This is a genomic window from Enterobacter sp. LM3 (assembly GCF_046622475.1).
GTDB lineage: Bacteria > Pseudomonadota > Gammaproteobacteria > Enterobacterales > Enterobacteriaceae > Enterobacter > Enterobacter cloacae_P.
Window position 1 is genome coordinate 1 of sequence record NZ_JBJURN010000030.1, and the last position, 24141, is coordinate 24141.

Below are 24141 nucleotides of genomic sequence, written 5' to 3' on the forward strand. Positions count from 1 at the left end.
ACAACGGAGGGTTAACACCTGCCGAGATGGAAAGACAAAGAACCTCAGGTCGTGTCCAAATTAAGTAGACCACTTCAACCTGAGCGCGTGAAAGCGGAGGGGCGAGGCGAGATTAATCCTGTGGTACCGAACAATACGCCTGAAAACCGCGCCCGTAACCGCCGTGTGGAAATTACTCTGCTGGTGTCGCCTGAGAATACGCAGGCTGAGCTGAACGGATTGCCGCAAGGAAACTAAGGAATGCTGACTACTCTTCTTTCCATTCTGACCAATCGCATTCTGTGGAGCTTCCTGGGCGTAACGGCGCTTGCGGCGGTGATCTGGATGATTGGTCCATTGCTGTCCATCGTAGATACCCGACCGCTCGAATCTGAACAGAACCGGGTTATCAGTATCGCGGTGGTCTATTTGATCTGGGCACAGAGCCATATTCTGCCGCGGCTGTATAACGCCTGGCTGAACCGTAAGCTGATGGACCGGCTGAATGAGAATACGGCCCACCAGGAAGCTGCAGATCCACAGAAGCGACTGAACAGCGAGGAGCAGATCCTCGCCGGACGTTTTGATGAAGCCGCTCAGATGCTGAAAAAAGCGCACTTCAGCAAAGCAGGGCATGGCGCACAATGGACGCAGCGCTTCAGCACGCAGTATCTGTACCAGCTGCCCTGGTATGTGATCATTGGCGCGCCAGGCTCCGGTAAAACGACCGCACTGGCCAATTCCGGGCTGCAATTCCCGCTGGCAGACCGTTTTGGTAAAACCGCATTGCGGGGTATTGGCGGCACGCGTAACTGCGACTGGTGGTTTACTAACGACGCTGTGCTGCTGGATACCGCAGGCCGCTACACCACACAGGAAAGCGAGCAGGTTCAGGACGCCGGTGAATGGCTTGAGTTCATTGGCTTGCTGCGTAAGTATCGCCGCCGCCAGCCGATCAACGGTGTCATTATCACCATCAGTATTTCCGATCTGTTGACCCAATCCGCAGAAGCTTCCCGCCAGCAGGCGGTGAATCTGCGTCAGCGTCTTTCTGAGCTGCACGAACAACTGGGGATCCGCTTCCCGGTGTACGTCATGGTGACCAAAGCTGACCTGCTTAAAGGCTTCCGCGCCTGGTTTGCTGATTACGACAAAGCGCAACGCGACCAGATCTGGGGCTTTACGCTGCCGTGGGAGCAGACCAAACACGCTGATTATGATCTGATGGGCAACTTCCAGCAGGAGTTTTCGCTGTTACAGCAACGTCTGGATGCAGGTCTGCCGGAAACCATGCTGAAAGAGCATGATGCCAAAACCCGTGCGGAAGCGTATCTCTTCCCCCAAGAGTTCGCCGCACTGCGTCCGCTGCTGGCGGACTACCTGAGCACGGTCTTCGCCCGTTCTAACTTTGAAACGGAGTTTTCGCCGCGCGGGATCTACTTCGCCAGCGGTACCCAGGAGGGCATGCCCTTCGACCGTGTGATGGGCGAACTGAATCGCGCCTTGTCGCTGCCTGAAGGTGGAGATAACGAGAACTGGGATTCAGTCAGTAAGGAGGCACCGATCCCGGGGGCGAAAGGTCAGAGCTTCTTTATCAAGGATCTGCTGCAAAACGTTATTTTCCAGGAAGCCGGGATCGCCGGTGAAAACCGCTGGTGGGAACTGCGGAACCGCGCCGTGATGTGGTCTGGCTATGCGGCGCTACTGGCACTGCTGGTGATCCTCGGCGGGCTGTGGCTGACCAGCTACACCAAAAATAAAGCCTATCTGGAAGAGGTTGATGCAAAAGTACCGCAGCTGGAGCAGCAGGGCAAAGCGTTACAAAATCAGCCTCAGCGCGATCTGTTTACCCTCCTGCCGTTGCTCAACAGTCTGGTGGATTTACCGAAAAGCACCGCCTTTGATGTTAACAACCCGTCCGTCTCTCGTCGTATGGGGCTGTACCGTGGGGATGACGTCAGCGATGCCTCACAGTCGCTGTACCAGAAAGCGCTGGATCAAATGCTGTTGCCCGCCGTCGCGATGCACGTCACGACCTGGCTGCGCAACGATAACGGCAGCGATGTGGAATACAGCTACGAAGCGCTGAAAGCCTATCAGATGCTCTATCAGCCAAAGCACTACGACGGCAAATTCCTGCACTCGTGGGTGATGCTCAACCTGCAGCGAAACCTGCCGCAAAACGTCACCCAGTCGCAGCTTCAACAGCTGGCATGGCACCTGACGCAGTTGCTGGAACCGCAAATTCAGTCTTCACCTTATGCCCAGGACGACACACTGGTCACTCGTGAAAGAGCGCTCATCAACCAGCAACCGCTTTCCACCCGCGTGTATGGTCGCCTGAAGCGCCTGCTTGAGCATGATGAAAATCTGAAGCCGGTATCGCTTTCTGACCTCGGCGGCCCGCAGAGTGAGCTGGTATTTTCACGCAAAAGCGGCAAACCGCTGAGCGAAGGCGTACCCGGGCTCTATACCCCGGACGGTTACTGGAAAAGCTTCAACGGCCAGATCGACAGTGTGACCTCCGCACTGCACGAAGATGATGTCTGGGTTCTGGGGAGTACCTCATCCCGGGAAGATAAACAGCAGATTGATAACGCCGCGCGTCAGCTCTACATGCGCGACTTTATCGCTAACTGGGATCGCTTCCTCGCTGACATTCAGCTCAACAACAGTGCCGATCTCTCGCAGCGCATCAATACCGCGCGCCTGCTCTCCGGTGCAAACTCGCCGCTGCGTCGCCTGGTGCAGAACCTGAGCCAGGTGCTGACGCTATCGCGTAATACGCCAGCACCAGCTGACGCCGGAAAAGCGGAAGAGCAGAGCAACCGTGCCACCCGCACGTTGCAGGCGCTGTTCAGCAACAATGACGCAGCACCAACGCAGGGGGCTGTGGTAACCCAGGTTCCTGAGCAACTGGTGACCGATCACTATGCGCCAATGATTGAGCTGGCACAGCCGCTGGAGAAGGGTGGCAAGACCATCGTATTTGATGATTTTCTCAAGCAGGTTGATGAGCTTTACCGCTATCTGACCGCCGTACAGGACGCCGCCAACAGCGGTATGCCTGCCCCGGGTGGCGAAGCAATTAGCCGCCTGCAGGCCAGCGCCGGCCGTCTGCCCGGTGGGCTACAAACAATGTTCAGCAACATGGCCGTCGGGGCCAGCAGTGATACCCAGCGCCGCGACCTGGAAAACGTTCGCAAGCGGATTAACGTTGAAGTGGGTGGTTTCTGCCGTCAGGCGATTGCTGGTCGTTATCCACTGGTGCGCAGCGCCAGTACCGAAGTCACACCTGACGATCTCGCACGGATGTTTGCGCCGGGCACCGGGCTGATGGATACCTTTTTCCGCGACAACCTGACCAACAAAGTCGATACCACTCAGGCGAACTGGCGCTTTATGCCTGGCATCGACGGTAAAACGCTGCCGGGAAGTGAAGGGCTGCTACGGCCGTTTCAGCAGGCGCAGTCTGTCCGGGATGCCTTTTTTGCCAACGGAGCCACCACGCCATCTTTCAAAGTGACGGTGCGCACCGTGCGGATGGATAACGCCATTCTGAACCTGACGCTGGACGTGGACGGGCAGTTGCTGCGCTATAGCCACGGCCCGCAGGCAGTACAGATTATGAACTGGCCGGGACCAGGCGGTACTAACCAGGTGCGTATGCAACTGGGGCTGGCCAACGGCAGCACGGCAACACTGGTGACGAATGGATCCTGGGCGCTGAACCGCTTTTTTGATAAAGCGAGCACCAGCCCGGGCGCGGGGAGTCTGAGCCGTCAGGCCACCTTCAGCGTTGACGGACATCAGGTCACGCTGGAGTTTGCGCCAAACAGTATCCGCAACCCGTTCCAGCTTCCCCGTTTCTCATGCCCATAACCGCAAGGACAGCCGTATGACGAATACCCCTGCGATGAACCGTTATAGCTGGTATGGCAAATTACCCAGCGCCGGTGACTTTTTGCAGCGTCGCTTTCCTGACACCTTACAGCGTCAGTGGTCACACTGGTTTCAGGTTGGCCTGCTGGCCTGGCAACAGGAAGAGCAGCGCAGCGGCGAACGCCAGTTTAATAAAGCCCCGGTCTGGAATTTTGTCGTCCCGCCGATGCTGGGCAGCCAGATGATCCAGATGGGTTGTCTGTTACCCGGACGTGACAGCGTTGGCCGACAATACCCGGTGTGCATTCAACTGAGCTTCACCCCGGCCGAATGGTCGTCACGCCTGCTCGGCCAGGCCGAAAGCTGGTACCAGCAGATTGGCCGCGTGGGATTGCACGCGGTGCGCAACAGTTTCTCCGCCCCACAGCTTGATGACGTATTGATGACCATTCCGGCACCGCAGCCTGTAGAGCCGCAGATGCGCTCCGATATTCTGGACGTGATTGGTTATGAAGAGGACGGCCAGACCACGCTGGGATGGCCGCAGGCGGCAGAGTGCTTTGATCCGCTTCGCCAGACCAGCTTCTGGTGGACAAACCGCTGCGACGGATACCCCCTTTACACCCACGTTCACAGCGGAAACTTTACCGGACAGCTTTTTACGCTGCTGTTCGATCCGGCAGGCGGTGCCCGCCCGGGCCGTCACGGTCTTTATCCGCCGATGTTTGAATAAGCAGGGACTCCATGAATATTGATGAATTTCTCGCGCCGATCAGTGCCGAAAACCCCTGCGGCGAAAACCTGGAATACGACGCCGATTTTCAGGCGATGGGGCAAGCCAGCCTGGGCAAAGCTGAGCAACAGTTCGGTGACACCATTATTCCTGCGGAACCTGCTGACTGGAATACGGTAGAAAAACATGCCACCAGCCTGCTGGGCCGCACCAAAGATCTCCGCGTGATGCTGGCACTCACCCATGCCTGGACACGGCGTCGGGGGCTACCGGGTTACGCGGATGGGCTGTTGCTGGTACAGGAAGCGCTGTCGCGTTATTGGGAGCGACTTTATCCGCTACTGGAAGAGTATGGCGAAACCGATCCGTTCTACCGCATTAACGCGCTTGCAGGGCTGAGCGATAAATCTGACCTGACCCTTGCCGTGCGCAATGCCTCGTTGTTGCGTTCGAACGGCGATGAGATCTCGCTACGTGATGCGCAGGCACTGCTTGACGGCAGTAAAACCGAATGCCCGGATTATCCCGGTGGTCGTCCAAGGCTGATTGATGAGCTGGCTCGCGGCGACCAGCCCGGTACCGCTGCGGTCATTGTGATGAATGAACGGTTGCTGGCCATACGCGAGCTGCTCACCGGGTATCTCGGTGAAAGTGGCGTACCGGAGATGGAACAGCTACTGAAAACAGTCGGGCTGGTTGCCAGCGCCTGTCAGGTGACGGATATCAGCAAGCTATTGCCGACCCGAGAGGCGCAGGCCGAACAAACTACAGCGTCTGTCACCGCCGTACCAGCCGTACAGCAAGCGACAGACTGGCGCAGCGTGCAGGTGACCAGCCGCGCCGATGCGCAGCTGATGCTGGAGAAAGCGAAGCAATATTTTGCGCAGTACGAACCAAGCCACCCCGCACCGCTGATGATTGAACGGGTGCAGCGGCTGTCTGAACTCAACTTTATGGACATTATTCGCGACCTCGCGCCAGACGGCGTTAACCAACTGGAAAACATCTTTGGACGCCGCGAATGACGCGTCCAGGCATTATGACGACAGGCATGGCGTCTGCCGTTTTACCTTCACCGCGCATCTTTGATGGAGAACATCATGGCAATGAGTAACAGTGGGCAGAAATTCATCGCACGTAACCGTGCTCCCCGCGTGCAAATCGAGTACGACGTAGAGATCTACGGTGCAGAACGTAAAATTCAGCTGCCGTTTGTGATGGGCGTTATGGCCGATCTGGTCGGTAAACCGGTGGAAAATCTGCCGGCCGTCGATGAGCGCAAATTCCTTGAAATCGACATTGATAACTTCGACGAACGCATGAAAGCGCTGAAACCGCGCGTGGCATTCCAGGTGGATAACACGCTGACCGGCGAAGGCAAACTCAACGTCGATCTGACCTTTGACAGCATGGACGACTTCCTGCCGGATGCGGTGGCCCGCAAGGTTGAGCCGTTGAACAAGCTGCTGGAAGCGCGCACTCAGCTTTCCAACCTGCTGACCTACATGGACGGTAAAAATGGGGCGGAAGAGCTGATTGCGAAAATTCTGCAGGATCCCACGCTGCTCAAATCCCTGAGCCAGTTGCCAAAAAATGACGAAAGCGCGAAAGGTAGCGAGGAATAATCGATGAGCAACCAGACTCAACAACATGAGCAGCAGGCGGACCTGGCGTTCAGCCAGGACGAATTCAGTGCGCTGCTGAATAAAGAGTTCCGCCCGAAAACCGATCAGGCGCGTTCCGCCGTGGAAAGCGCGGTAAAAACGCTGGCGCAACAGGCGCTGGAAAATACCGTCACTTTCTCCAACGATACCTACCGCACTATTCAAAATCTGATTGCCGGTATCGATGAGCAGCTGTCACAGCAGGTGAATCAGATTATTCATCACGATGAGTTTCAGACGCTGGAAAGTGCGTGGCGTGGCCTGAGCTATCTGGTGAATAACACGGAAACCGATGAGATGCTGAAGATCCGCTTCATGAGCATCTCTAAACAAGAGCTGGGCCGCACCCTGAAACGCTACAAGGGTGTGGGCTGGGACCAGAGCCCGATCTTCAAGAAAATCTACGAGCAGGAGTACGGTCAGTTCGGTGGTGAACCGTTTGGTTGCATCGTCGGCGACTACTACTTCGACCACAGCCCGCAGGACGTTGAGCTGCTCGGTGAAATGGCACGCATCGGCTCTGCGGCGCACTGTCCGTTCATTACCGGTACCGCGCCGGGCGTGATGCAGATGGAATCCTGGCAGGAGCTGGCGAACCCGCGCGACCTGACCAAAATCTTCCAGAACACCGAATATGCTGCCTGGCGTTCACTGCGTGAATCCGAAGATGCGCGCTATCTGGGTCTGGTGATGCCGCGTTTCCTCTCGCGTTTGCCGTACGGCATTCGTACCAACCCGGTCGACAGCTTTGACTTTGAAGAGCAGACCGACGGCGCGAACCACAACAGCTATTCCTGGGCGAACGCCGCTTATGCGATGGCGGCCAACATCAACCGCTCCTTCAAAGAGTACGGCTGGTGTACCTCCATTCGCGGTGTGGAGTCCGGCGGGGCGGTTGAAAACCTGCCGTGCCACACCTTCCCGAGCGATGACGGTGGCGTGGACATGAAATGTCCGACCGAAATTGCCATCAGCGACCGCCGCGAAGCCGAGCTGGCGAAAAACGGCTTTATGCCGCTGGTTCACCGTAAAAACTCTGACTTTGCCGCTTTCATCGGCGCGCAGTCTTTGCAAAAACCGGCCGAGTACCACGATCCGGATGCGACCGCCAATGCCCGTCTGGCATCACGCCTTCCGTATCTGTTCGCCTGCTGCCGTTTTGCCCACTACCTCAAGTGCATCGTGCGCGACAAAATCGGCTCCTTCCGCGAGCGTGAAGAGATGGAGCGCTGGCTGAACGACTGGGTAATGAACTACGTGGACGGTGACCCGGCCAACTCCTCCCAGGAGACCAAGTCCCGTAAACCGCTGGCGGCTGCGGAAGTGCAGGTGCAGGAAATTGAAGACAACCCGGGCTACTACGCCGCGAAGTTCTTCCTGCGTCCGCACTACCAGCTGGAAGGTCTGACCGTCTCCCTGCGCCTGGTTTCTAAACTGCCATCGCTGAAGACGAAAGACGCATGATGAAGGTTACCGGCTCGTAGGGGCCGGTAATATTTCTGAACCCTGGTAATAAAAGACTTCACATTCTTTCCGTTCATTCAGGGGGAGTGTTAAGACTGTCAAATGACACGAGTCGTTTGATATGAGGCAGAGGTAAAATATGGACGGTTTTATTCAGCCCCATGCTTTCCTGTTTGCCATATAAGGGCTTTTTCGAAAGCAATATTGTTCATTCACGAAGAGTAGATATTATGGCTATTGATATGTTTCTGAAGGTCGAGGGTGTTACGGGCGAATCTAAAGATTCTAACCACACCGGCTGGACTGATATTACCTCCTTCTCCTGGGGTGCGTCCCAGCCAGGTAATATGAGTGTCGGTGGTGGTGGCGGTGCCGGTAAAGTTAACTTTAACGACCTGCACATTAACGCACTGATCGACAAATCTACCACAGCAATTCTGAAGCACTGCGCGAGCGGTAAACACCTGACCAAAGTTGAACTGTCAGTTTGTAAAGCAGGCGGCCAGCAGGTTGAATATACCCGCATCACGCTGGAAGATGTTCTGGTGACCTCCGTCCAGTATACCGGTGCAGACAACGGCGATACCGTTGGTGTGACCTATGCATTCCAGGCTGCGAAAGTGAAACAGCAGTACTGGGAGCAGACGACTGCCGGTGGTAAAGGTGCTGAAAGCAGCGCTGGCTGGAATATCAAAGAGAACAAAGAAGCATAATAGTAGTGGGCCCGAAAGGGCTCACTTTATTGAGTCTCTTATCAAGGAGAAACAAGATGTCTCATATGCGTCCTGCTTTTGGTGCCGCCTGGAACCGATTCAGAGAAGTGAACGTTAACGTAGAACAGGTTGGCAAGTTACTGGGTGGAAAAGTTCAGCATAATATTGATGCCGGTATTTTTAAAAATGCCTGCCCCATTCGTATGAGCTACGTTTTAAATTATTGCGGCATTTCTGTTCCTTCTAATAGTAAATATGCGACAGTGACCGGAAACGACAAAAAGCGATATATGTTCCGTGTCAAAGATATGATTGCATTTCTACCCACGGTACTGGGCAATGCAGATATGTCAGTTTCTTCTCCTTCTCCAGCACAATTTACGGGAAAGCAAGGCATTATAATCTTTACCGGACATGGCTGGAGTGATGCAACCGGGCATGTAACACTCTGGAATGGAAATATTTGCTCTGATGATTGCCATTTCCTTGGTTCTCCGGGTAATGGTTCGTTTATTCCTACCAACGCAACATTCTGGAGCCTGAAATGAAACGTTTATTACTGCTCGTATTAGCTTTAAATGCCTCTGTTGTTTATGCCCAAACACTGCCTGATGTCAGTGCATTTTCTCAGCAACAAATTTTTGAAAACTGGGTGCAAAATCGATGCGTCGGTAAGATTGCGGACAGTAAAAGCCTGAAAGATGATGCAGAGGCCAGCGCCGCCGCATGGCTTGAAGCAAGTAATCTGCCAGCAGAGAATTTTGAAAAAGCTGACAAGGTGATTGTTTCCTTACTTAAAGAGAAGGTAGGCGGAACCGAACCGGGTAATTATCAGGTATTAAAGTGCAGCTTAATCGCTAATAGCGATGCAATTCGTTCGCTCAAAAACCCAAAATAGAAAAAATGGGAGCGTCCCCAAACGCCGCCGTTCTCGCCCCGAGAGCGGCAGCGTTTGAGCGCTAATCATACCAGCAGGAATACGCCATGCGATTCACGATTATTTCTACGAAACCCGGTCATCAGCCGCCACAGAGTAGCTGCGATTTCTATGCCCCGGGGGGCACTATTGGTCGCGGTACGGATAACAATCTGGTGCTGCCGGACAACGACCGTACCATCTCGCGTCTGCAGGCCATTATCCACGTTGACGCACAGGGCGAATGCCGCGTCACCAACCGTGGCAGCGTCACCCGCGTGGTATTGAACGATATTCCGCTGGAGCGAGGGCGTCAGGTTGAGCTGCAGGATGGGGATATTCTCGGTATTGATGACTACCGCCTCGAAGTGACCGACCTTATCCACGACACTCAGCCAGTCAGCCGTATGGCGGCCAGCATGCAACAGCAAGCCCGTCCGACAGTCGCACCTGCGCCTGCTGTAGAACCGGGGACGGTGAACGCGTCGCATCGTGCGAAAAGTGAGCCTACCGCGGTGCCAACGGAAATCTGGGACAGCCTGATGCAGGAGTTTTCCATCTCCGACAGCATCTCCAGCAACCGGACGAAGCCGCAGCCTGCGGCATCACACGATCCGTTCTCTCAGCCTGTCGCGCCGGAACGTAACGCCGAAGATCCGCTGGCGCTCTTTAACGATAACGACCTGAAGCTTGAGCGTAAGAATGTCGATCCTGACGCGTTGTTTAACGACGAAGCCTTATTCAGGAATGAGAGCATTTTTGACGACGTTACCCCCTCAACGCTGGTGCCGCCAGATGAGGATACGCCCTCCCTGCCAAAAGAAGAGGCGACGGATGAACTCGATCCGCTGGCCCTGTTTGGCGGCTCTGCCAGTGCGCCAGCGGCACGCAGTGATGACCCGCTTGGTCTGATGGGCGGCGCGCCATTAACCCATCCGGATGAAGTTATTACCGACAAACCGCTAGCAGAGCAGGAAGAGCAGGTGCTTGCCGAATCCACCCTGTTTGCCCCTGAACCTCAGGAAATTCCGCAGGCTGTCGATGAAGAGCCGGTGCGTCCGGATTACGCCGGGTTCACTCTGCCAACGCCGCAGGCCGTTGCACGCAGCAATGCGCAAACCCCGAAAGGCCGTCTGCGTATCGACCCGGTAAAAAATGCGGCGTCTCCCTCGGCGACCGCACACAGCGGAGATAAAGGCGAAGTGCTTCAGGGTGAACTACTGGAAGCACTGCTTGAAGGCATGGGGCTGAGCGAAATGCAGCCTGTGCCGCAGTTTAACCGTGAAAATATGCGTCAGCTCGGCCAGATTCTGGGCATGTTTTCTCAGGGCACCGTGGCGCTGCTCTCTTCGCGTTCCATTCTCAAACGCGGTGTAAAAGCCGATATGACGATGGTGCTCGACGATGCGAACAACCCGTTCAAACTGTTGCCGACCGGTAAAACGGTATTGATTCAGATGTTCGGTACCCCGATGCCGGGCTTTATGCCACCCACAAAATCCGTACGTGATGCGCTTATCGATCTGCAGGCGCACCAGCTGGGGATGATCTCCGGCATTCGCGCCATTATTGCCGCAATGCTGCAATCCTTTAACCCGGAACAACTCGAAGAGCAGGCGAAGCAAAATGGCATGACATCGCGTCTGGCGCTGCCGGGCAGCCGAAAGGCCGCGCTGTGGGACTATTTTGTGCGCAGCTACGGTGAGACGGCAGGTGAGATTGAGGACGACTTCCATACCCTGTTTGGTGAAGCTTTCCTTCATGCCTATGACATGGAGGTTAATCAGTACAAAGACTCACAGAGCGGATCGGAAGAAAAATGAATATCGCAACGGCTTCTCTCTCCCGCCAGGGGACGCGCGCCAGCAACCAGGATCAGACGGGAGAAACCATAGGGGAACGTTCGGCCTGCTTTGTCGTCTGTGACGGCATCGCTGGCCTGCCGGGTGGCGAGGTGGCTGCTGAGCTGGCCCGCAACAGCATTATTTCCCGCTTCGATGGTGACAAACACCTCAATGCGCAACATATCCGTGATTATGTGCAAACGGCGAATCGCACGATCCTTAATGAACAACAGGTCGTCCAGGAACATCACCGGATGGGCACCACGCTGGTCAGCCTGTTTATCGACAGGGATTACCGTCTGGCCTATTGGGCGCATGCCGGGGATAGCCGCCTGTATCTGTTCCGCCGCGGCTGGCTGTGGCATGTGACCACTGACCACAGTCTGGTTCAGCAGATGAAAGATGCCGGACACCAGACCGATAACCTGAACAGTAACCTGCTGTATCTGGCGCTGGGTATTGAGAACGGGGGGCCGGAAGCGAGCTACAGTGACGTGGTTCAGGTCGAAGACGGCGATGCTTTTTTACTCTGCACCGACGGATTCTGGCATGGCGTCAGTGAAGAGCAGATGAAGCAGTCACTGCACATGGTCAATACGCCGCAAGAGTGGCTGACGTTAATGAACCAAATCATTCAAAAGAATGGCGAACAGGAAGGGAATGCTCAGGATAACTATACCGCCGTGGCGGTGTGGATGGGCAGCCCTCAGGACACCACTTTGCTGCATACGCTCTCTGACGCGGCACAATTTCTTCCCTGCGGAACTGATTAGACACACAAGGACTGATATGAAACTTTGGCTATCGGGTTTGGCACTTCTGGCGGTGGCGTCCACCGCACAGGCTGAAAATTTCCGCATCGTGCAGTCACCTGCGCAGAAGCTGGATATCTGGATCGACGGTATTAAAGACAACACGCCACAGAGCTGGTGTAAGTCTGAGGTTGCGCTGCGTATTGTGGCGAACGGCAACAAAAACGTGTCTGTGCTCGAAAATTTTGTGCCACGTCTTGGCTCACTACTGGAACACCAGTGCAGCAAGCTGAATAAACTCAGCTGGACGCTCAACGATCCCACTGGCGTGACGCTTGCACAGGGTACCGCCGGTAAAGCGCAGGACTGGGCGCTGGTGGTGAAACAGCAGCAGGCTACGGCAGCCAACACCGCCACCAGCACTGCACTATTACCGCCTGAGCAAAACCCTGAATCACACACGGTGGCAGCAGACCGTACACCGTGGCAGGAGTTTACCCTTCTGGATGGTTGCCATCTGCGCACCTTCTGGGAGGGCGGTTCTTCTGAACCTGCGATATTTATTCCGGACTCTGACACCACCCGCTGTGGAAATGGCAGCTGGCTGAGCGGTCACACGGTTATCTCGCAATCCCGCAGTGGGGCGCAGAAAGAGATGGCGGTGACGTACATTCACGGTTTCCCGGTGATGGGATTAAATAAAAGTGCCGATCCGGAAAACGCCCTGATCACCACTGTCAATAAAGAACGCATGGTGTTCAGCACCAGGAATAGCGATCAGAGCTGGATGATCCTGCCTTACGACAGCACCCTGAATGGCTGGAAAAGTAACGGTACGGTGGCGGTAGAAATCTCTCGTGAGACAGCCAGCGACGACGCAAAACTGCAGGCGCGCATTGCCGCGGTGAAACAGGTCTGGAGTGCCTGGGTTGCTCCCGGTACCCCTCTTAATATTGTCCTGATTGACACGCTTCGCCCTCAACTGCGCGAGCCGGCAGTGGGCACCTGGCGCGCGGCAAATTAAGGAATGGCTATGAACACGCTCTATCAACACCTGGCCGGTGAGTCGCTCAGTGACGCACTGCAGCGCATTGAAGCCGGGATCAAAGCCCGACCGGCGGACGCCGATCTCCGCGCCGCGTTTGTGCAGTTTTTAACACTCAGCGGTAACTGGACGCGGGCTCTGACCCAGCTGAAAAGCTGGCTGGCACTTAAACCCCAGGCAAAACCGACCGTGACGCTGCTGGAACAGTCCATTGAGGGCGAGCTGCAGCGTGCCCGGGTTTTCGCAGGGCAGGCTCGTCCGTCCATGCCGGAGGCGCAGTGGCCGTGGTTAACCCTGCTTGCCGATGCGCTCATGGAGAGCGGAGAGCGCGCTCAGGCGTTGCGTCTGGCTGCGCTGGAGCAGGCATCAGCGAATGCCGGCCAGCGGGTGTTCGAAAACGGAGAGACGCAGGCATTTGAGTGGCTGATGGACGGTGATGCCCGTCTGGGACCGGTGTGTGAAACCCTCGTCAATGGCCGTTATTTCTGGCTGCCGTTTAGCGCTATCGAAGCGATCCATTTCCAGGCTCCTGCCAGTGTGACCGACCTGGTCTGGCGTCATTCGCTGGTACGTCTGACTGACGGTACGGAGCAGGTCTGTCAGATCCCTGCACGCTATCCCTTTGCTGATGATGCTTCAGACGCCGTCAGGCTTGGGCGCACCACAGAGTGGTTACCGCTCGACAGCGAAGGCACGCTTTACGAAGGCATGGGGCAGAAGGCCTGGCTCAGCGAGCAAAGCGAAAGCCCGCTGCTGTCGCTGAGTCTCGTGACGTTTGCAACGGATGGAGCACATGAGTAATCCCGCTGGCGAAGGCGACCTGCTACGCAGTGGCTGGCAAGCCCGCAACAGACAGGAAAAAGTGGGGGCGCGCGACAAAATGCAGCCTTCACTGCTGGATCGCCTCACCGATAACGACCCGGAAAAAAAACGTGAGGCGGCCAACAGCAATCTGATTACCCACGCGGCGCTGCGCCGCAGCGTGCTGCGGGATTTACAGTGGCTGTTTAACACCATTAACCATGACGCGTCCTGTGACCTGGGTGCGTTGCCGCAGGTGAAACGCTCTGTGGTGAATTTTGGCGTTGCCCCGCTGGCGGGAAAGAGAATGTCAGATATCGAATGGCACGACCTTCAGCGCAAACTCACCGAGGCCATCATTAATTTCGAACCCCGTATTTTGCCCCAGGGGCTGCAGGTTCGCTGCGTGTCTGATACCTCCTCGCTGGATCTGCATAACGTTCTGTCCATCGAGATAAAAGGGCGTTTGTGGTGTGTACCGTACCCGCTGGAGTTTCTGTTTCGCACGGATGTTGATCTGGAAAACGGTCATTTTGAACTCAAAGATGCGGGGTAATCATGGAAAGTAAACTGCTCGAATATTACAACCGTGAGCTGGCCTATCTGCGCGAGATGGGGGCCGAGTTTGCCGAACGTTACCCCAAAGTTGCCGGGCGGTTGGGGATGCGTGGCATCGACGTGGCGGATCCGTACATCGAGCGACTGATGGAGGGGTTTGCCTTCCTCACCTCCCGCGTGCAGATGAAAATGGACGCGGAGTTTCCGCGCTTCTCCCAGCGGATGCTGGAGATGATCGCGCCTAACTACCTTGCACCGACACCCTCAATGGCGATTGCTGAAATCCAGCCCGACAGTAGCCGGGGCGATCTGAGCAATGGCTTCATTGTGCCGCGCGGTACCATGATGGACAGCCTGGCGCTGAAAAAAACCGGCGTGACCTGCAGCTATACCACGGCGCACGAAGTTAACCTGCTCCCGCTGAAAATTGAAAAGGTCGAACTGGGCGGTGTACCTGCCGATCTGCCGCTGGCGCAGCTCGGTCTGAGCCAGCGGGGTATCAACAGCGCTTTGCGGATCCGTATCGCCTGCGATGGCCCGCAAAACCTCGGGCACCTTGATTTTGACCGTCTGGAGTTTTTCCTCAGCGGCCCGGACATTGAGGCACTGAAACTGCTGGAACTGGTGATGGAGCACCACGTGGGCATTGTCTGCCAGACCGTGAGCGGACAACCACAACGTCAGATGCTGGCGTCTGATTCGCTGCGTCAGGAGGGCTTTGCGCCGAACCAGGCGCTGCTTCCGGACGACCTGCGCAACTTTGACGGCTACCGTCTGCTCCAGGAGTATTTTGCCTTTCCGGCACGTTTTCGTTTCATCAGCCTGAGCGGTCTGGGCAAGCTCATCCAGCGCTGTGAAAGCGAAAAAGCATTCGATATGTTCATTCTTCTGGATAAGACCGATGAACAGCTGGAGCGTGTTGTGGATGCCAGCCATCTGGCGCTGCACTGTACCCCGGTGATCAACCTGTTCCCGAAGGTTGCGGCGCGCCAGAAGCTGAATGAAGGCCAGCATGAATACCACCTGGTGGTGGATAATATTCGCCCCCTGGATTATGAAATTTACGCGGTCAACAACATCTATGCCAGTGCCGATGGTCAGCGCGACGACCAGACGTTTCGTCCGTTCTGGAGCTCCTGGAGCGGGGATGCGGGCAACTACGGTGCCTATTTTTCACTGCGCCGCGAACAGCGCGTACTTTCGGAGCATGCGCTGAGATATGGCACGCGCACTGGCTATATCGGTTCGGAAGTTTTTGTCTCGCTGGTGGATGAGCAACATGCGCCGTGGCAGGACAACCTGCGCTACATTTCCGCTGACGTGCTGTGTACCAGCCGCGACTTGCCCCTGATGCTGCAGCAGGAGCTTGGGCAATTCATCATGGCCGACTCGATGCCAGTGAAATCCCTGACTCTGCGTAAAGGTCCGACGCCACCGCGTCCGGCACTGGCCGAAGGATTCAGCACCTGGCGGCTCATTAGCCAGCTGCAGATGAACTATCTCAGCCTGATGGACAGCGAAAATGAAGAGGGGGCTGCGGCGCTGCGTCAGCTGTTAGGACTGTATGCCAGCCTGGCAGAAACGCCCGTTGCACGTCAGGTCGATGGCGTTCGCCACTGCGTGCTGGAGCCGGTTCACCGACGCGTCCCCGAGCCTGGCCCGGTCGTATTTGCCCGTGGAATTGGCATTACCCTGACGGTGGATGAGCGTGCATATTCCGGTGCCAGCCCCTGGCTTTTCGGTAGCGTGCTGGAACGTCTGTTTGCTCGCCTGGTGTCGATCAACAGCTTTACGGAGTTTACCCTGAACAGCCAGCAGCGCGGCGAGATTGGCTACTGGGCACCGAGAATGGGTAAAAGGGCACTGATATGAGCGATGTTGCCACCGCGCCACTGCGCGTGCATCGTCTGACGCCACTGCCGGATATGTTCTGGCGTGGTGTTCGCGAGACGCCGTGGCGCTACGATCTGTTTCAGCTGTTAAGACGTATCGATGCTCAGGGCGGAGAGCGCTACCCGCTGGGGCGTGCGCCGTTGCCCAGATTTGAACCGTTGCGTATCGGCCAGCAGCCGTCGATGAGTTTTGCTCCCTCGACGGTTACGCAGGTCCGTCAGCGTGAAGAGAACGGGCTGCACGAGGTGTCGATTCTGAGCTTCGGCCTGTTTGGCCCTAACGGCCCGCTGCCGGTACACATGACTGAGTACGCCCGCGAGCGTATTCATCATCATCAGGACAACAGCCTGAGCGCGTTTGCTGACCTGTTCCATCACCGCCTGACCTTGCTGTTTTACCGCGCCTGGGCGGATGCGCAGCCCGCTGTCTCGCTTGACCGTGCTGATAACAAACGCTTCGAAGGCTATCTGGCATCGCTGATCGGCATGGGGCAACCGGGCCAGATGGATAAAGGCAGCCTGAGCGCACACGCACGCTTTACTCATGCCGGGCACCTGACCCGCCACGGACGCGATCCTGAAGGGCTGGAGAAGATCCTGCGTGATTACTTTAAAGCCCCCGTGACGCTGGTCGCGAATGTACCGCAGTGGATGCCGTTGACGCGGCGTGAGCAGGCACAGCTGGGTGAAGGCCGCCGCCTGCCGCGTATGGGGGAGTCCGCCTTTCTCGGCGTTGCGGTACGCGACGTGCAGCATAAATTTCGGATCGAAATTGGCCCGCTGAGCGCAGAAGAGTACAACCGTTTTCTGCCGGGAGAAGCCTGGGTCACCGAGCTACGCGACTGGGTACGCCAGTACGCCGGTCTGGAATTTGAATGGGAAACGCGCGTGATATTGCGCGCTGACGCGGTGCAGGGGGCCGCGCTCGGCAACGGTGGCCGACTGGGGTACAACACCTGGCTGGGGATCCAGCCTCAACCAGTGCCACGTGGCGATCTGGTTTATCGCGCAGAGCGATAATTTTTCTAACGCATTGTTATCAACGGAACCGAACATGTCAGAAATAAGCCGTGCCGTGCTTTTCGGCAAACTGGATACGCTGTTATTTACCTCTCTGGAAAGCGCCACTGCATTCTGTAAGCTGCGGGGCAACCCGTATGTTGAGCTGGTGCACTGGCTGCACCAGCTGATGCAGCAGCAGGATGGCGATCTGCAGCAGGTGATACGCCACTTTGCTCTCGATGAACAGCAACTGACGCGGGATATCGTTGCGGCGCTGGATGCGCTGCCGCGGGGAGCCAGTTCAGTCTCTGATCTTTCCGAACATATCGACAGCGCCGTGGAGCGCGCCTGGGTCTATGGTTCCCTGAAGTTTGGCGTCAGCCGCATTCGCGGTGGGCATTTGCTGATCGGTATTCTCAAAACCTGGAATCTGGCCAACGTACTGAAAAGCATCTCCGCGCAGTTCACCCGTCTGAACGTTGAGGTGCTGATTGAGCAGTTTGAGACGATTTGTGCCAACAGCAAAGAGACGCAGCAGGCTGCCGCTGCCGTCGATGCACTTGCAGGAACGGTACCGGCCGCGCAGGGGACGCTGGCCCAGTATGGTCAGGATCTGACGGCTCGCGCCCGTGAAGGTAAGATCGACCCGGTTGTCGGACGTGATGAAGAGATCCGCCAGATGGTCGATATTCTGATGCGCCGCCGCCAGAACAACCCATTGCTGACCGGGGAAGCCGGGGTAGGGAAAACGGCGGTGGTGGAAGGGCTGGCGCTGCGTATCGCCGAAGGTGATGTGCCTGAGCCGCTCCAGAATATTCAGCTGTGGTTACTGGATATTGGCATGTTGCAGGCTGGTGCGGGGATGAAAGGCGAGTTTGAAGCCCGTCTCCAGGCCTTAATCAATGAAGTGCAATCCAGCGCCACGCCGATCATTCTGTTTATTGATGAAATCCACACCCTGATCGGTGCGGGTGGCCAGCAGGGAACCGGCGACGCCGCTAACCTGCTGAAGCCTGCCCTGGCGCGCGGACAGCTGCGCACCATTGGTGCCACGACCTGGGCCGAATACAAAAAGTACATTGAAAAAGATCCGGCGCTGACCCGCCGCTTCCAGACGGTGCAGGTGCATGAGCCGGACGAGGTCAAAGCCGTTCTGATGCTGCGCAGTACCGTGTCGCCGCTGGAGACACACCATCAGGTATTACTGCTCGATGAAGCGGTTAGCGCTGCGGTGAAGCTTTCGCATCGCTACATTCCGGCACGTCAGTTGCCGGATAAAGCCGTTGCCCTGCTGGATACCGCCTGCGCCCGTGTGGCAGTCAGCCAGAGCGCGCCACCCGCACAGCTGGAAGATTGCCTGCGTCACCTTGCCGCCCTTGATGTTGAAATCGAGATTGCCGGACGCGAAGCGCGCGTGGGGGCAGGTGAGCCACAGCGCGTGGCCGCGTTAACCGCTGAGCGCAGCGCGTATGAAGCGACGCGCGATGCCCTGGCCCGACGCTGGGAAGAGGAACGTAGCCTGGTCGGCGAAATCATCCGTCTGCGCGCCGCGCTGTTTGACGCGGGTGACGATGACACAACCGAACTGCGCAGCCAGCTTGCCGGGCTGCAGCAAGCGCTGAATACCGTTCAGGGCGACGAACCGCTGCTGTTCGCGGCGGTAGATGAAAATGTGGTGGCCGCCGTTGTTTCTGACTGGACGGGTATTCCGCTGGGGCGGATGGTGAAAAACGAGATCGACGCGGTGCTGAACCTGGCCGATACGCTGAATCAGCGGGTTATCGGGCAGCGCCATGGCCTGGATCTGATTGCCCGTCGGGTGAAAACCTCGCGGGCGAAGCTTGACGATCCCAACAAGCCGGTTGGTGTGTTTATGCTGTGCGGACCGTCTGGCGTCGGGAAAACAGAAACCGCGCTGGCGCTGGCGGAGTCACTTTACGGCGGCGAGCAGAACGTCATCACCATCAATATGAGTGAATTCCAGGAAGCGCATACCGTCTCCACCTTAAAAGGTGCGCCTCCGGGATACGTAGGTTATGGTGAAGGTGGCGTGTTAACCGAGGCCGTGCGCCGCCGTCCTTACAGCGTGGTGCTGCTGGACGAAATTGAAAAAGCGCACCCTGATGTACATGAAATTTTCTTCCAGGTTTTCGACAAGGGCTGGATGGAGGATGGCGAAGGACGTCACATTGATTTCCGCAACACCATTATTATTCTGACCTCCAACGTCGGCACCGAGCTTATCAGCGCCATGTGTGCCGATCCGGCGCTGGTCCCCGAGCCGGACGCGCTGAGCGGTGCACTGCGTCAGCCGCTGCTTCAGGTGTTCCCGCCTGCGCTGTTGGGGCGTTTGCTGGTGGTGCCGTATTATCCGCTGAGTGACGAGATGCTGGGGCAGATTGTTCGCCTGCAGCTCAAACGCATTCAGCGTCGCCTGGAAGAGAATCACAACATTATTTCGGAGTTTGACGACAGCGTGGTGGAACAGATTGTTCAGCGCTGCACCGAGGTGGAATCAGGTGGTCGTATGGTGGATGCGATCCTGACGAACACCCTGCTGCCTCAGATGAGCCAGATTTTACTTACCGCCAGCCGCAGTGACGAGCAGTACCGACGTCTGCATATCACCTGCGAGCAGGGCGAGTTTCACTGTCAGTTTGCCGCGTAATAATCATCAAGAGAACTGTAAAAGATGACGGATAATGATAACAATCGGACTGTCCCAAACGCGCTCCCGGTCGGGTATCGCTTCAATGAGTTTGAAATCAAAGAGGTGATTGGCGGCGGTGGATTTGGCATCGTCTACCGCGCCTGGGATCACCAGCTCGAACGCACGATCGCTATCAAAGAGTTTATGCCTTCTTCGCTTGCCGTGCGTGGCGATGATATGACGCTGGTGTTGCGCAGCGAGCGCTTCGGCAAAGCATTTTCCGCTGGCCTGAACAGCTTCATTCAGGAGGCGCGTCTGCTGGCGCGTTTCAACCATCCGAACCTGTTGCACGTGCTGCGTTTCTGGGTGCAAAACGATACGGCTTACATGGGCACGCTGTTCTACAGCGGCACCACGCTTTCACGTCTGCGCGAAGAGAAGCCGGAATTGATTAACGAGACGTGGATCCGTCGCATGCTGCCAATGCTGTTTGGCGCGATTAAGACGATCCACGACGAAGGCTATCTGCACCGCGATATCTCTCTGGATAACATTCAAATCCAGGACAATGGCCTGCCGGTGCTACTTGATTTTGGCTCGGCGCGTCGCACCATCGGTAATCTCTCAGACGAGACAGAGACCATGCTGCGCCCGGGCTTTGCCCCCATCGAGCAATACACCGACGACAACGAAAGCGAGCAGGGACCGTGGACGGACATTTACGCCCTCGGTGCCGTGTTGCGTACTCTGATTGTGGGCTCTCCGCCACCGGTCAGCGTGGTACGCTCGATTCAGGACACCTGTAAACCGCTGGTGGAACTGATGCCGCAGGGGTATTCCATCCCGTTGTTGCAGGCCATCGACCGTGCGCTGGCGCTGCATATGGAAGACCGCCCTCAGTCTATTGATGAGTTCGCTGCCCTGATTGAGATGCCTGTTGCAGGCATTGACGATGTGTTGACGGCCAAAAAGCCGGGCACGATGCTGGTGCCGGTGGAGGACGAGGTACCTGCTTCAGCGCTGGACTGGCGACGCTACAAAATCCCGGCGATGATTGCCGCAGGCGTGCTGGTTGGGGTTGTGACGGGGGCAGTATTGTTTGGCGGTGGCGGGCACGATGTGCCAGACCAGACGGCGCAGACACCTGCAGAGACTCGCCCGGCTGAAGCTGCCGTGCAAACGCCGGAAACGAAACCGCAAGTCGCTCAGGCGAGCGAGCAGGCTACACCGTCTGCCACGGTGGAACAAAGCCCTCCGCCGGTTGAAGCAAGCCCGATAGCGCTGGTTTATATCCGTATGCTCGACGGCGAGACGCTGAAGGTGAACGATGAGCCAAAAGCGCTGCGTCCGGCAACCAATGGCTACGCGTCGCTTAAGCTGCCAGCGGGCGAGTTTAAAATTGAGCTGGAGGGAAGCGGCAAGGCGCGTACCCAGACTCTGGATATTGCGAAGCCGGGAACCTGGCTGGTGAATCCGTAAAGATATAAACAGGTATCGCTATGGAAGTGTACGATCTTCGGAGCCAGAGGCTTCACCCAAAAGAATTTGAAAAGATTGTCTCTCCTGTTTATGCAAGGAGCGATGTAGGACGTGAGTTTATTGTGGTGCGTGGCACAGCAAATCCGTTTCACAGCATAGATGGCCTGATGTTGCGGCATCGCTTCGAATTTAATCCTAATGCGGTTTTTGATCCGCTGTATGCGCAAAATCTTCATAAAATTGAACGTTTAATTGATTCGGGCGAAGTTGTTTTAATCGATCATCGCCAGCGTACTAACGCAGCGTATCCCTTCTTTATCTCTGAATCAGGTGATTTATTTTGCGTTGATGAGGTTATGTATCATCCGGCTTTTGTGAACTACGTCATTGAGCGTTATCGTAATAATATTGTGCTTTTTGGCAAGCCGGCCCCAACGCGGGATGCGTTTGTTCCCTCTACTGCTCATTATGGTCCGGGTTACTGGAAAACTGTCGATAATGATTATCACGGCACGAAAAATGTCGTGATTATGGCAATCAACAGACTGACCAGTATGGGCGATGAGGGCCGCGTGTTTGGATCGGACGGTAAAGATTATATGAATACGTCGCGTGATAAAATTCAACACTGGACGGCATTACCTGCGGATTTGGACGGGGAGACACGTGCTCTGCTTTCTGAAAAATCAGTGATAAGACGGTACGGAGAGCAACGGTCCATCTATCAGAAATACCTTGAAAGTGATGACAATTGGGCAATAAGCGGTAAATCATGGCAATGGATACCTGGCGTCAGAGAAGAGGATTATGAATTTAAAAAATAAATTATGGTATTTCTGGGGAAGTATGGATGTTCTGGCAATCTTGCTTTATTGCGTAATTTCAGTACGGCAGGGCAGAATTCCATTTTTTTCAGATGTTATGGCTTTCAGCGGGTTATCGAATGCTGTTTCCGGCGGGGGGTATAGTGTACTGTTAACACTCTTTTTTATTTTCGATCTGCTATTGTTGCTTTCATTCATCGTCTCGGCCTGGTTTTTCTTTAAGCGAAAACCCTATGCGATAAAGTTTGCGTTTATCCAGGAAATATTTCGTTTTATTTCTTTTAGGTGCTCGGTTACATTATTTCCAATTCTGGTGAGTATATTCGGAATGTCGAGTGTTTTTTTGGGGGGGGGCTTTTTTGTTCTGTCTGAAATTCTCAAGATCTCTTCTCTTGTTTTTTTGATGAGAAAGATAAAACGTGTTCCTGTAGTATAAATTACCTTAACGTCAGGTAATGTAGATGAAAGTGACTTGCTAATATGGAGATGATGTGAAGATACAGTTATCTGCTGGTCTGATGTTGGTTTTAATCTTTATGATACAAGGATGCAGACAGAATACAGATCTGAACCCAGAAGACTACTTCAGTGGTCAACAGCTTGTTATGGCTCGGGCTATTGAAAAGGGTCAGATGGATGAAGTCAAAAATCTTATTCCAGAAACCGAACTTAACAAACCCGGTCAACAGAATATGACGCTTCTCTTCTGGGCGTTGATGAATACGCTCAATGAAAAGAAAACGCAACCACGCCTGAATATTGTGACCGAACTGATAAAAGCAGGTGCCGACCCGCTTCAGCCACGACCAGCAGGAGCAAGTAGTCCTGCTGAGTTTGTGTTAACAGCAGATAGTAGTGTATGGACAAAAGCTATGCTTGAAGGGGGGCTATCTCCAGATGCAAAAGATAAAACATTTGATAAGCCAATTATTTTTCAGTCGATAAAAGCCAAAAACACTGAAACATTAAAAGTGATGCTCGATTATGGCGCAAACGTAAATACAGTTAACTCGCTGGGTAGCACATTATTATTCGAAGCGTTTGACTATCATTCATATGATCATGTCTTTCTTCTGTTAGAACGCGGGGCCAACCCGGAGATTAGGGCCGATAATGGCTGGACGATGGTGAATCAATTACAAAGGATGTTAAATTCACCTGGGAAAAGTAGCGATGAGTATGAGTTGTTAACAAAAATAAAAAATGCAGTAATTAAACATGGCGGGAAGTGGCCGCCAGAGTCGGTCAACAGAGGGATTGAGTGAATATGACCGCGAAAAATAAAATATTCTATTTTTGGGGCATTATGGATGTCATTGGCATTGTATTTTATTTAATTGGCCCATACCACTTGCTTCAGTCATGGTGGGATTCTACCGGCGGGAATTTTGGTGTCATCATCTTTATGCTGATAGCAGGAGGGGGAAACGGTTTATTGACGGGGCTTTTTTACCTCGTTTACCTTCTGTGGCCGGTTTCATTATGCTTTTCTGCCTGGTTTTTTTTCACAACGCACCGATATGCCGTCCGGTTTGCTCTGGCGCAGGAAGTACTGCGCCTGCTCACCATGAGTTGTTCGGTGACCTTGTTCCCGATGATTATAGTCGGCCTGGGAATTAGTGTTATCCCTCTCAATATCACGCTGTTCGTTTTTTCTGAAATAGTAAAAATTGGTTCGCTCATATTTGTAATGAAAAAATATTCTGCCGCGAATATCAAGTCTGACTCAGAATAGTTATTATCATCGTACGTTTATTGCCGTAATTATCTACATCGCATAAGCCATATGGATTAACGATTATGCTCAACCGAATTACCGTCCAGCTCCCGGCCGAGGGGCTACTTTTCTGGAAACTCTCCGGCCGCGAGGCGATGTCCGAGTCGTTCGCCCTGACGCTGACGCTGCTTGGCACGGATGCGCGCATTGACCGCAGCAAACTGCT

21 protein-coding genes and 1 pseudogene are annotated in these 24141 nt (G+C 55.1%); all 22 read left to right on the forward strand.

From position 1 onward, the window contains the following. Nucleotides 1–75: 75 nt before the first annotated feature. Nucleotides 76–237: pseudogene (locus ACJ9N4_RS20230) on the forward strand (type VI secretion system protein TssL); the annotation flags it as partial. Nucleotides 238–240: 3 nt separating this feature from the next. Beyond that, entirely contained in the window at nucleotides 241–3861 is a 3621-nt protein-coding gene (gene tssM, locus ACJ9N4_RS20235) for a type VI secretion system membrane subunit TssM (RefSeq protein WP_411500734.1), read from the forward strand. Nucleotides 3862–3877: 16 nt separating this feature from the next. After that, on the forward strand, nucleotides 3878–4594 hold the full coding sequence (gene tagF, locus ACJ9N4_RS20240) for a type VI secretion system-associated protein TagF (protein ID WP_196390087.1): 717 nt from the start codon (nucleotides 3878–3880) through the stop codon (nucleotides 4592–4594). Between the two features lie 11 nt (nucleotides 4595–4605). Continuing rightward, nucleotides 4606–5619 (forward strand): type VI secretion system protein TssA, encoded by a 1014-nt coding sequence (gene tssA, locus ACJ9N4_RS20245; RefSeq protein WP_182919909.1) that lies wholly within the window; start codon nucleotides 4606–4608, stop codon nucleotides 5617–5619. Between the two features lie 75 nt (nucleotides 5620–5694). Further along, nucleotides 5695–6219 carry a type VI secretion system contractile sheath small subunit gene (gene tssB, locus ACJ9N4_RS20250; protein WP_008502644.1) on the forward strand — a complete coding sequence of 175 codons (525 nt, stop codon included), beginning with the start codon at nucleotides 5695–5697 and terminating at the stop codon, nucleotides 6217–6219. Nucleotides 6220–6222: 3 nt separating this feature from the next. Beyond that, entirely contained in the window at nucleotides 6223–7722 is a 1500-nt protein-coding gene (gene tssC, locus ACJ9N4_RS20255) for a type VI secretion system contractile sheath large subunit (RefSeq protein WP_182271739.1), read from the forward strand. 230 nt (nucleotides 7723–7952) lie between these two features. Then, nucleotides 7953–8435 (forward strand): Hcp family type VI secretion system effector, encoded by a 483-nt coding sequence (locus tag ACJ9N4_RS20260; protein WP_182919910.1) that lies wholly within the window; start codon nucleotides 7953–7955, stop codon nucleotides 8433–8435. Nucleotides 8436–8491: 56 nt separating this feature from the next. Continuing rightward, nucleotides 8492–8983, forward strand: coding sequence for a type VI secretion system amidase effector protein Tae4 (locus tag ACJ9N4_RS20265; protein ID WP_182919911.1), 492 nt, complete (start codon nucleotides 8492–8494; stop codon nucleotides 8981–8983). Beyond that, complete coding sequence (locus ACJ9N4_RS20270) at nucleotides 8980–9333, forward strand: T6SS amidase immunity protein Tai4 family protein (protein WP_182919912.1); 354 nt, start codon at nucleotides 8980–8982, stop codon at nucleotides 9331–9333. Before ACJ9N4_RS20265 ends, ACJ9N4_RS20270 begins: the two co-directional genes overlap by 4 nt. Before the next feature lie 86 nt (nucleotides 9334–9419). Then, nucleotides 9420–11174 carry a type VI secretion system-associated FHA domain protein TagH gene (gene tagH / locus ACJ9N4_RS20275; protein ID WP_411500735.1) on the forward strand — a complete coding sequence of 585 codons (1755 nt, stop codon included), beginning with the start codon at nucleotides 9420–9422 and terminating at the stop codon, nucleotides 11172–11174. Then, nucleotides 11171–11968, forward strand: coding sequence for a PP2C family protein-serine/threonine phosphatase (locus ACJ9N4_RS20280; protein WP_182271733.1), 798 nt, complete (start codon nucleotides 11171–11173; stop codon nucleotides 11966–11968). Before tagH ends, ACJ9N4_RS20280 begins: the two co-directional genes overlap by 4 nt. 16 nt (nucleotides 11969–11984) lie before the next feature. Next, entirely contained in the window at nucleotides 11985–12971 is a 987-nt protein-coding gene (locus ACJ9N4_RS20285) for a hypothetical protein (protein WP_182919914.1), read from the forward strand. A 9-nt stretch (nucleotides 12972–12980) separates the two neighbouring features. Beyond that, the gene (locus ACJ9N4_RS20290; protein WP_411500736.1) at nucleotides 12981–13793 is read left to right on the forward strand and encodes a type VI secretion system accessory protein TagJ; all 813 of its coding nucleotides are present in this window, start codon (nucleotides 12981–12983) and stop codon (nucleotides 13791–13793) included. After that, complete coding sequence (gene tssE, locus ACJ9N4_RS20295; RefSeq protein ID WP_182271730.1) at nucleotides 13786–14349, forward strand: type VI secretion system baseplate subunit TssE; 564 nt, start codon at nucleotides 13786–13788, stop codon at nucleotides 14347–14349. The genes ACJ9N4_RS20290 and tssE overlap by 8 nt, the downstream gene beginning before the upstream one ends. A gap of 2 nt (nucleotides 14350–14351) precedes the next feature. Beyond that, complete coding sequence (gene tssF, locus ACJ9N4_RS20300) at nucleotides 14352–16223, forward strand: type VI secretion system baseplate subunit TssF (RefSeq protein WP_411500737.1); 1872 nt, start codon at nucleotides 14352–14354, stop codon at nucleotides 16221–16223. Next, nucleotides 16220–17263 (forward strand): type VI secretion system baseplate subunit TssG, encoded by a 1044-nt coding sequence (tssG, locus tag ACJ9N4_RS20305; RefSeq protein WP_411500738.1) that lies wholly within the window; start codon nucleotides 16220–16222, stop codon nucleotides 17261–17263. The genes tssF and tssG overlap by 4 nt, the downstream gene beginning before the upstream one ends. A gap of 34 nt (nucleotides 17264–17297) precedes the next feature. Beyond that, nucleotides 17298–19913: a type VI secretion system ATPase TssH gene (gene tssH, locus ACJ9N4_RS20310; protein ID WP_411500739.1), complete on the forward strand. Its 2616-nt coding sequence runs from the start codon at nucleotides 17298–17300 to the stop codon at nucleotides 19911–19913. Between the two features lie 24 nt (nucleotides 19914–19937). Further along, nucleotides 19938–21374 carry a serine/threonine protein kinase gene (locus ACJ9N4_RS20315; RefSeq protein ID WP_182271726.1) on the forward strand — a complete coding sequence of 479 codons (1437 nt, stop codon included), beginning with the start codon at nucleotides 19938–19940 and terminating at the stop codon, nucleotides 21372–21374. Between the two features lie 20 nt (nucleotides 21375–21394). Continuing rightward, the gene (locus ACJ9N4_RS20320) at nucleotides 21395–22198 is read left to right on the forward strand and encodes a hypothetical protein (RefSeq protein ID WP_411500740.1); all 804 of its coding nucleotides are present in this window, start codon (nucleotides 21395–21397) and stop codon (nucleotides 22196–22198) included. Then, a complete protein-coding gene (locus ACJ9N4_RS20325; protein WP_411500741.1) occupies nucleotides 22182–22634 on the forward strand; it encodes a hypothetical protein in 453 nt (150 codons plus the stop codon). Before ACJ9N4_RS20320 ends, ACJ9N4_RS20325 begins: the two co-directional genes overlap by 17 nt. A gap of 82 nt (nucleotides 22635–22716) precedes the next feature. Next, nucleotides 22717–23463, forward strand: a complete 747-nt coding sequence (locus ACJ9N4_RS20330; protein ID WP_411500742.1) for an ankyrin repeat domain-containing protein — start codon at nucleotides 22717–22719, stop codon at nucleotides 23461–23463. A gap of 2 nt (nucleotides 23464–23465) precedes the next feature. Beyond that, nucleotides 23466–23933, forward strand: coding sequence for a hypothetical protein (locus ACJ9N4_RS20335; protein ID WP_411500743.1), 468 nt, complete (start codon nucleotides 23466–23468; stop codon nucleotides 23931–23933). The last annotated feature ends 208 nt before the right edge of the window (nucleotides 23934–24141 follow it).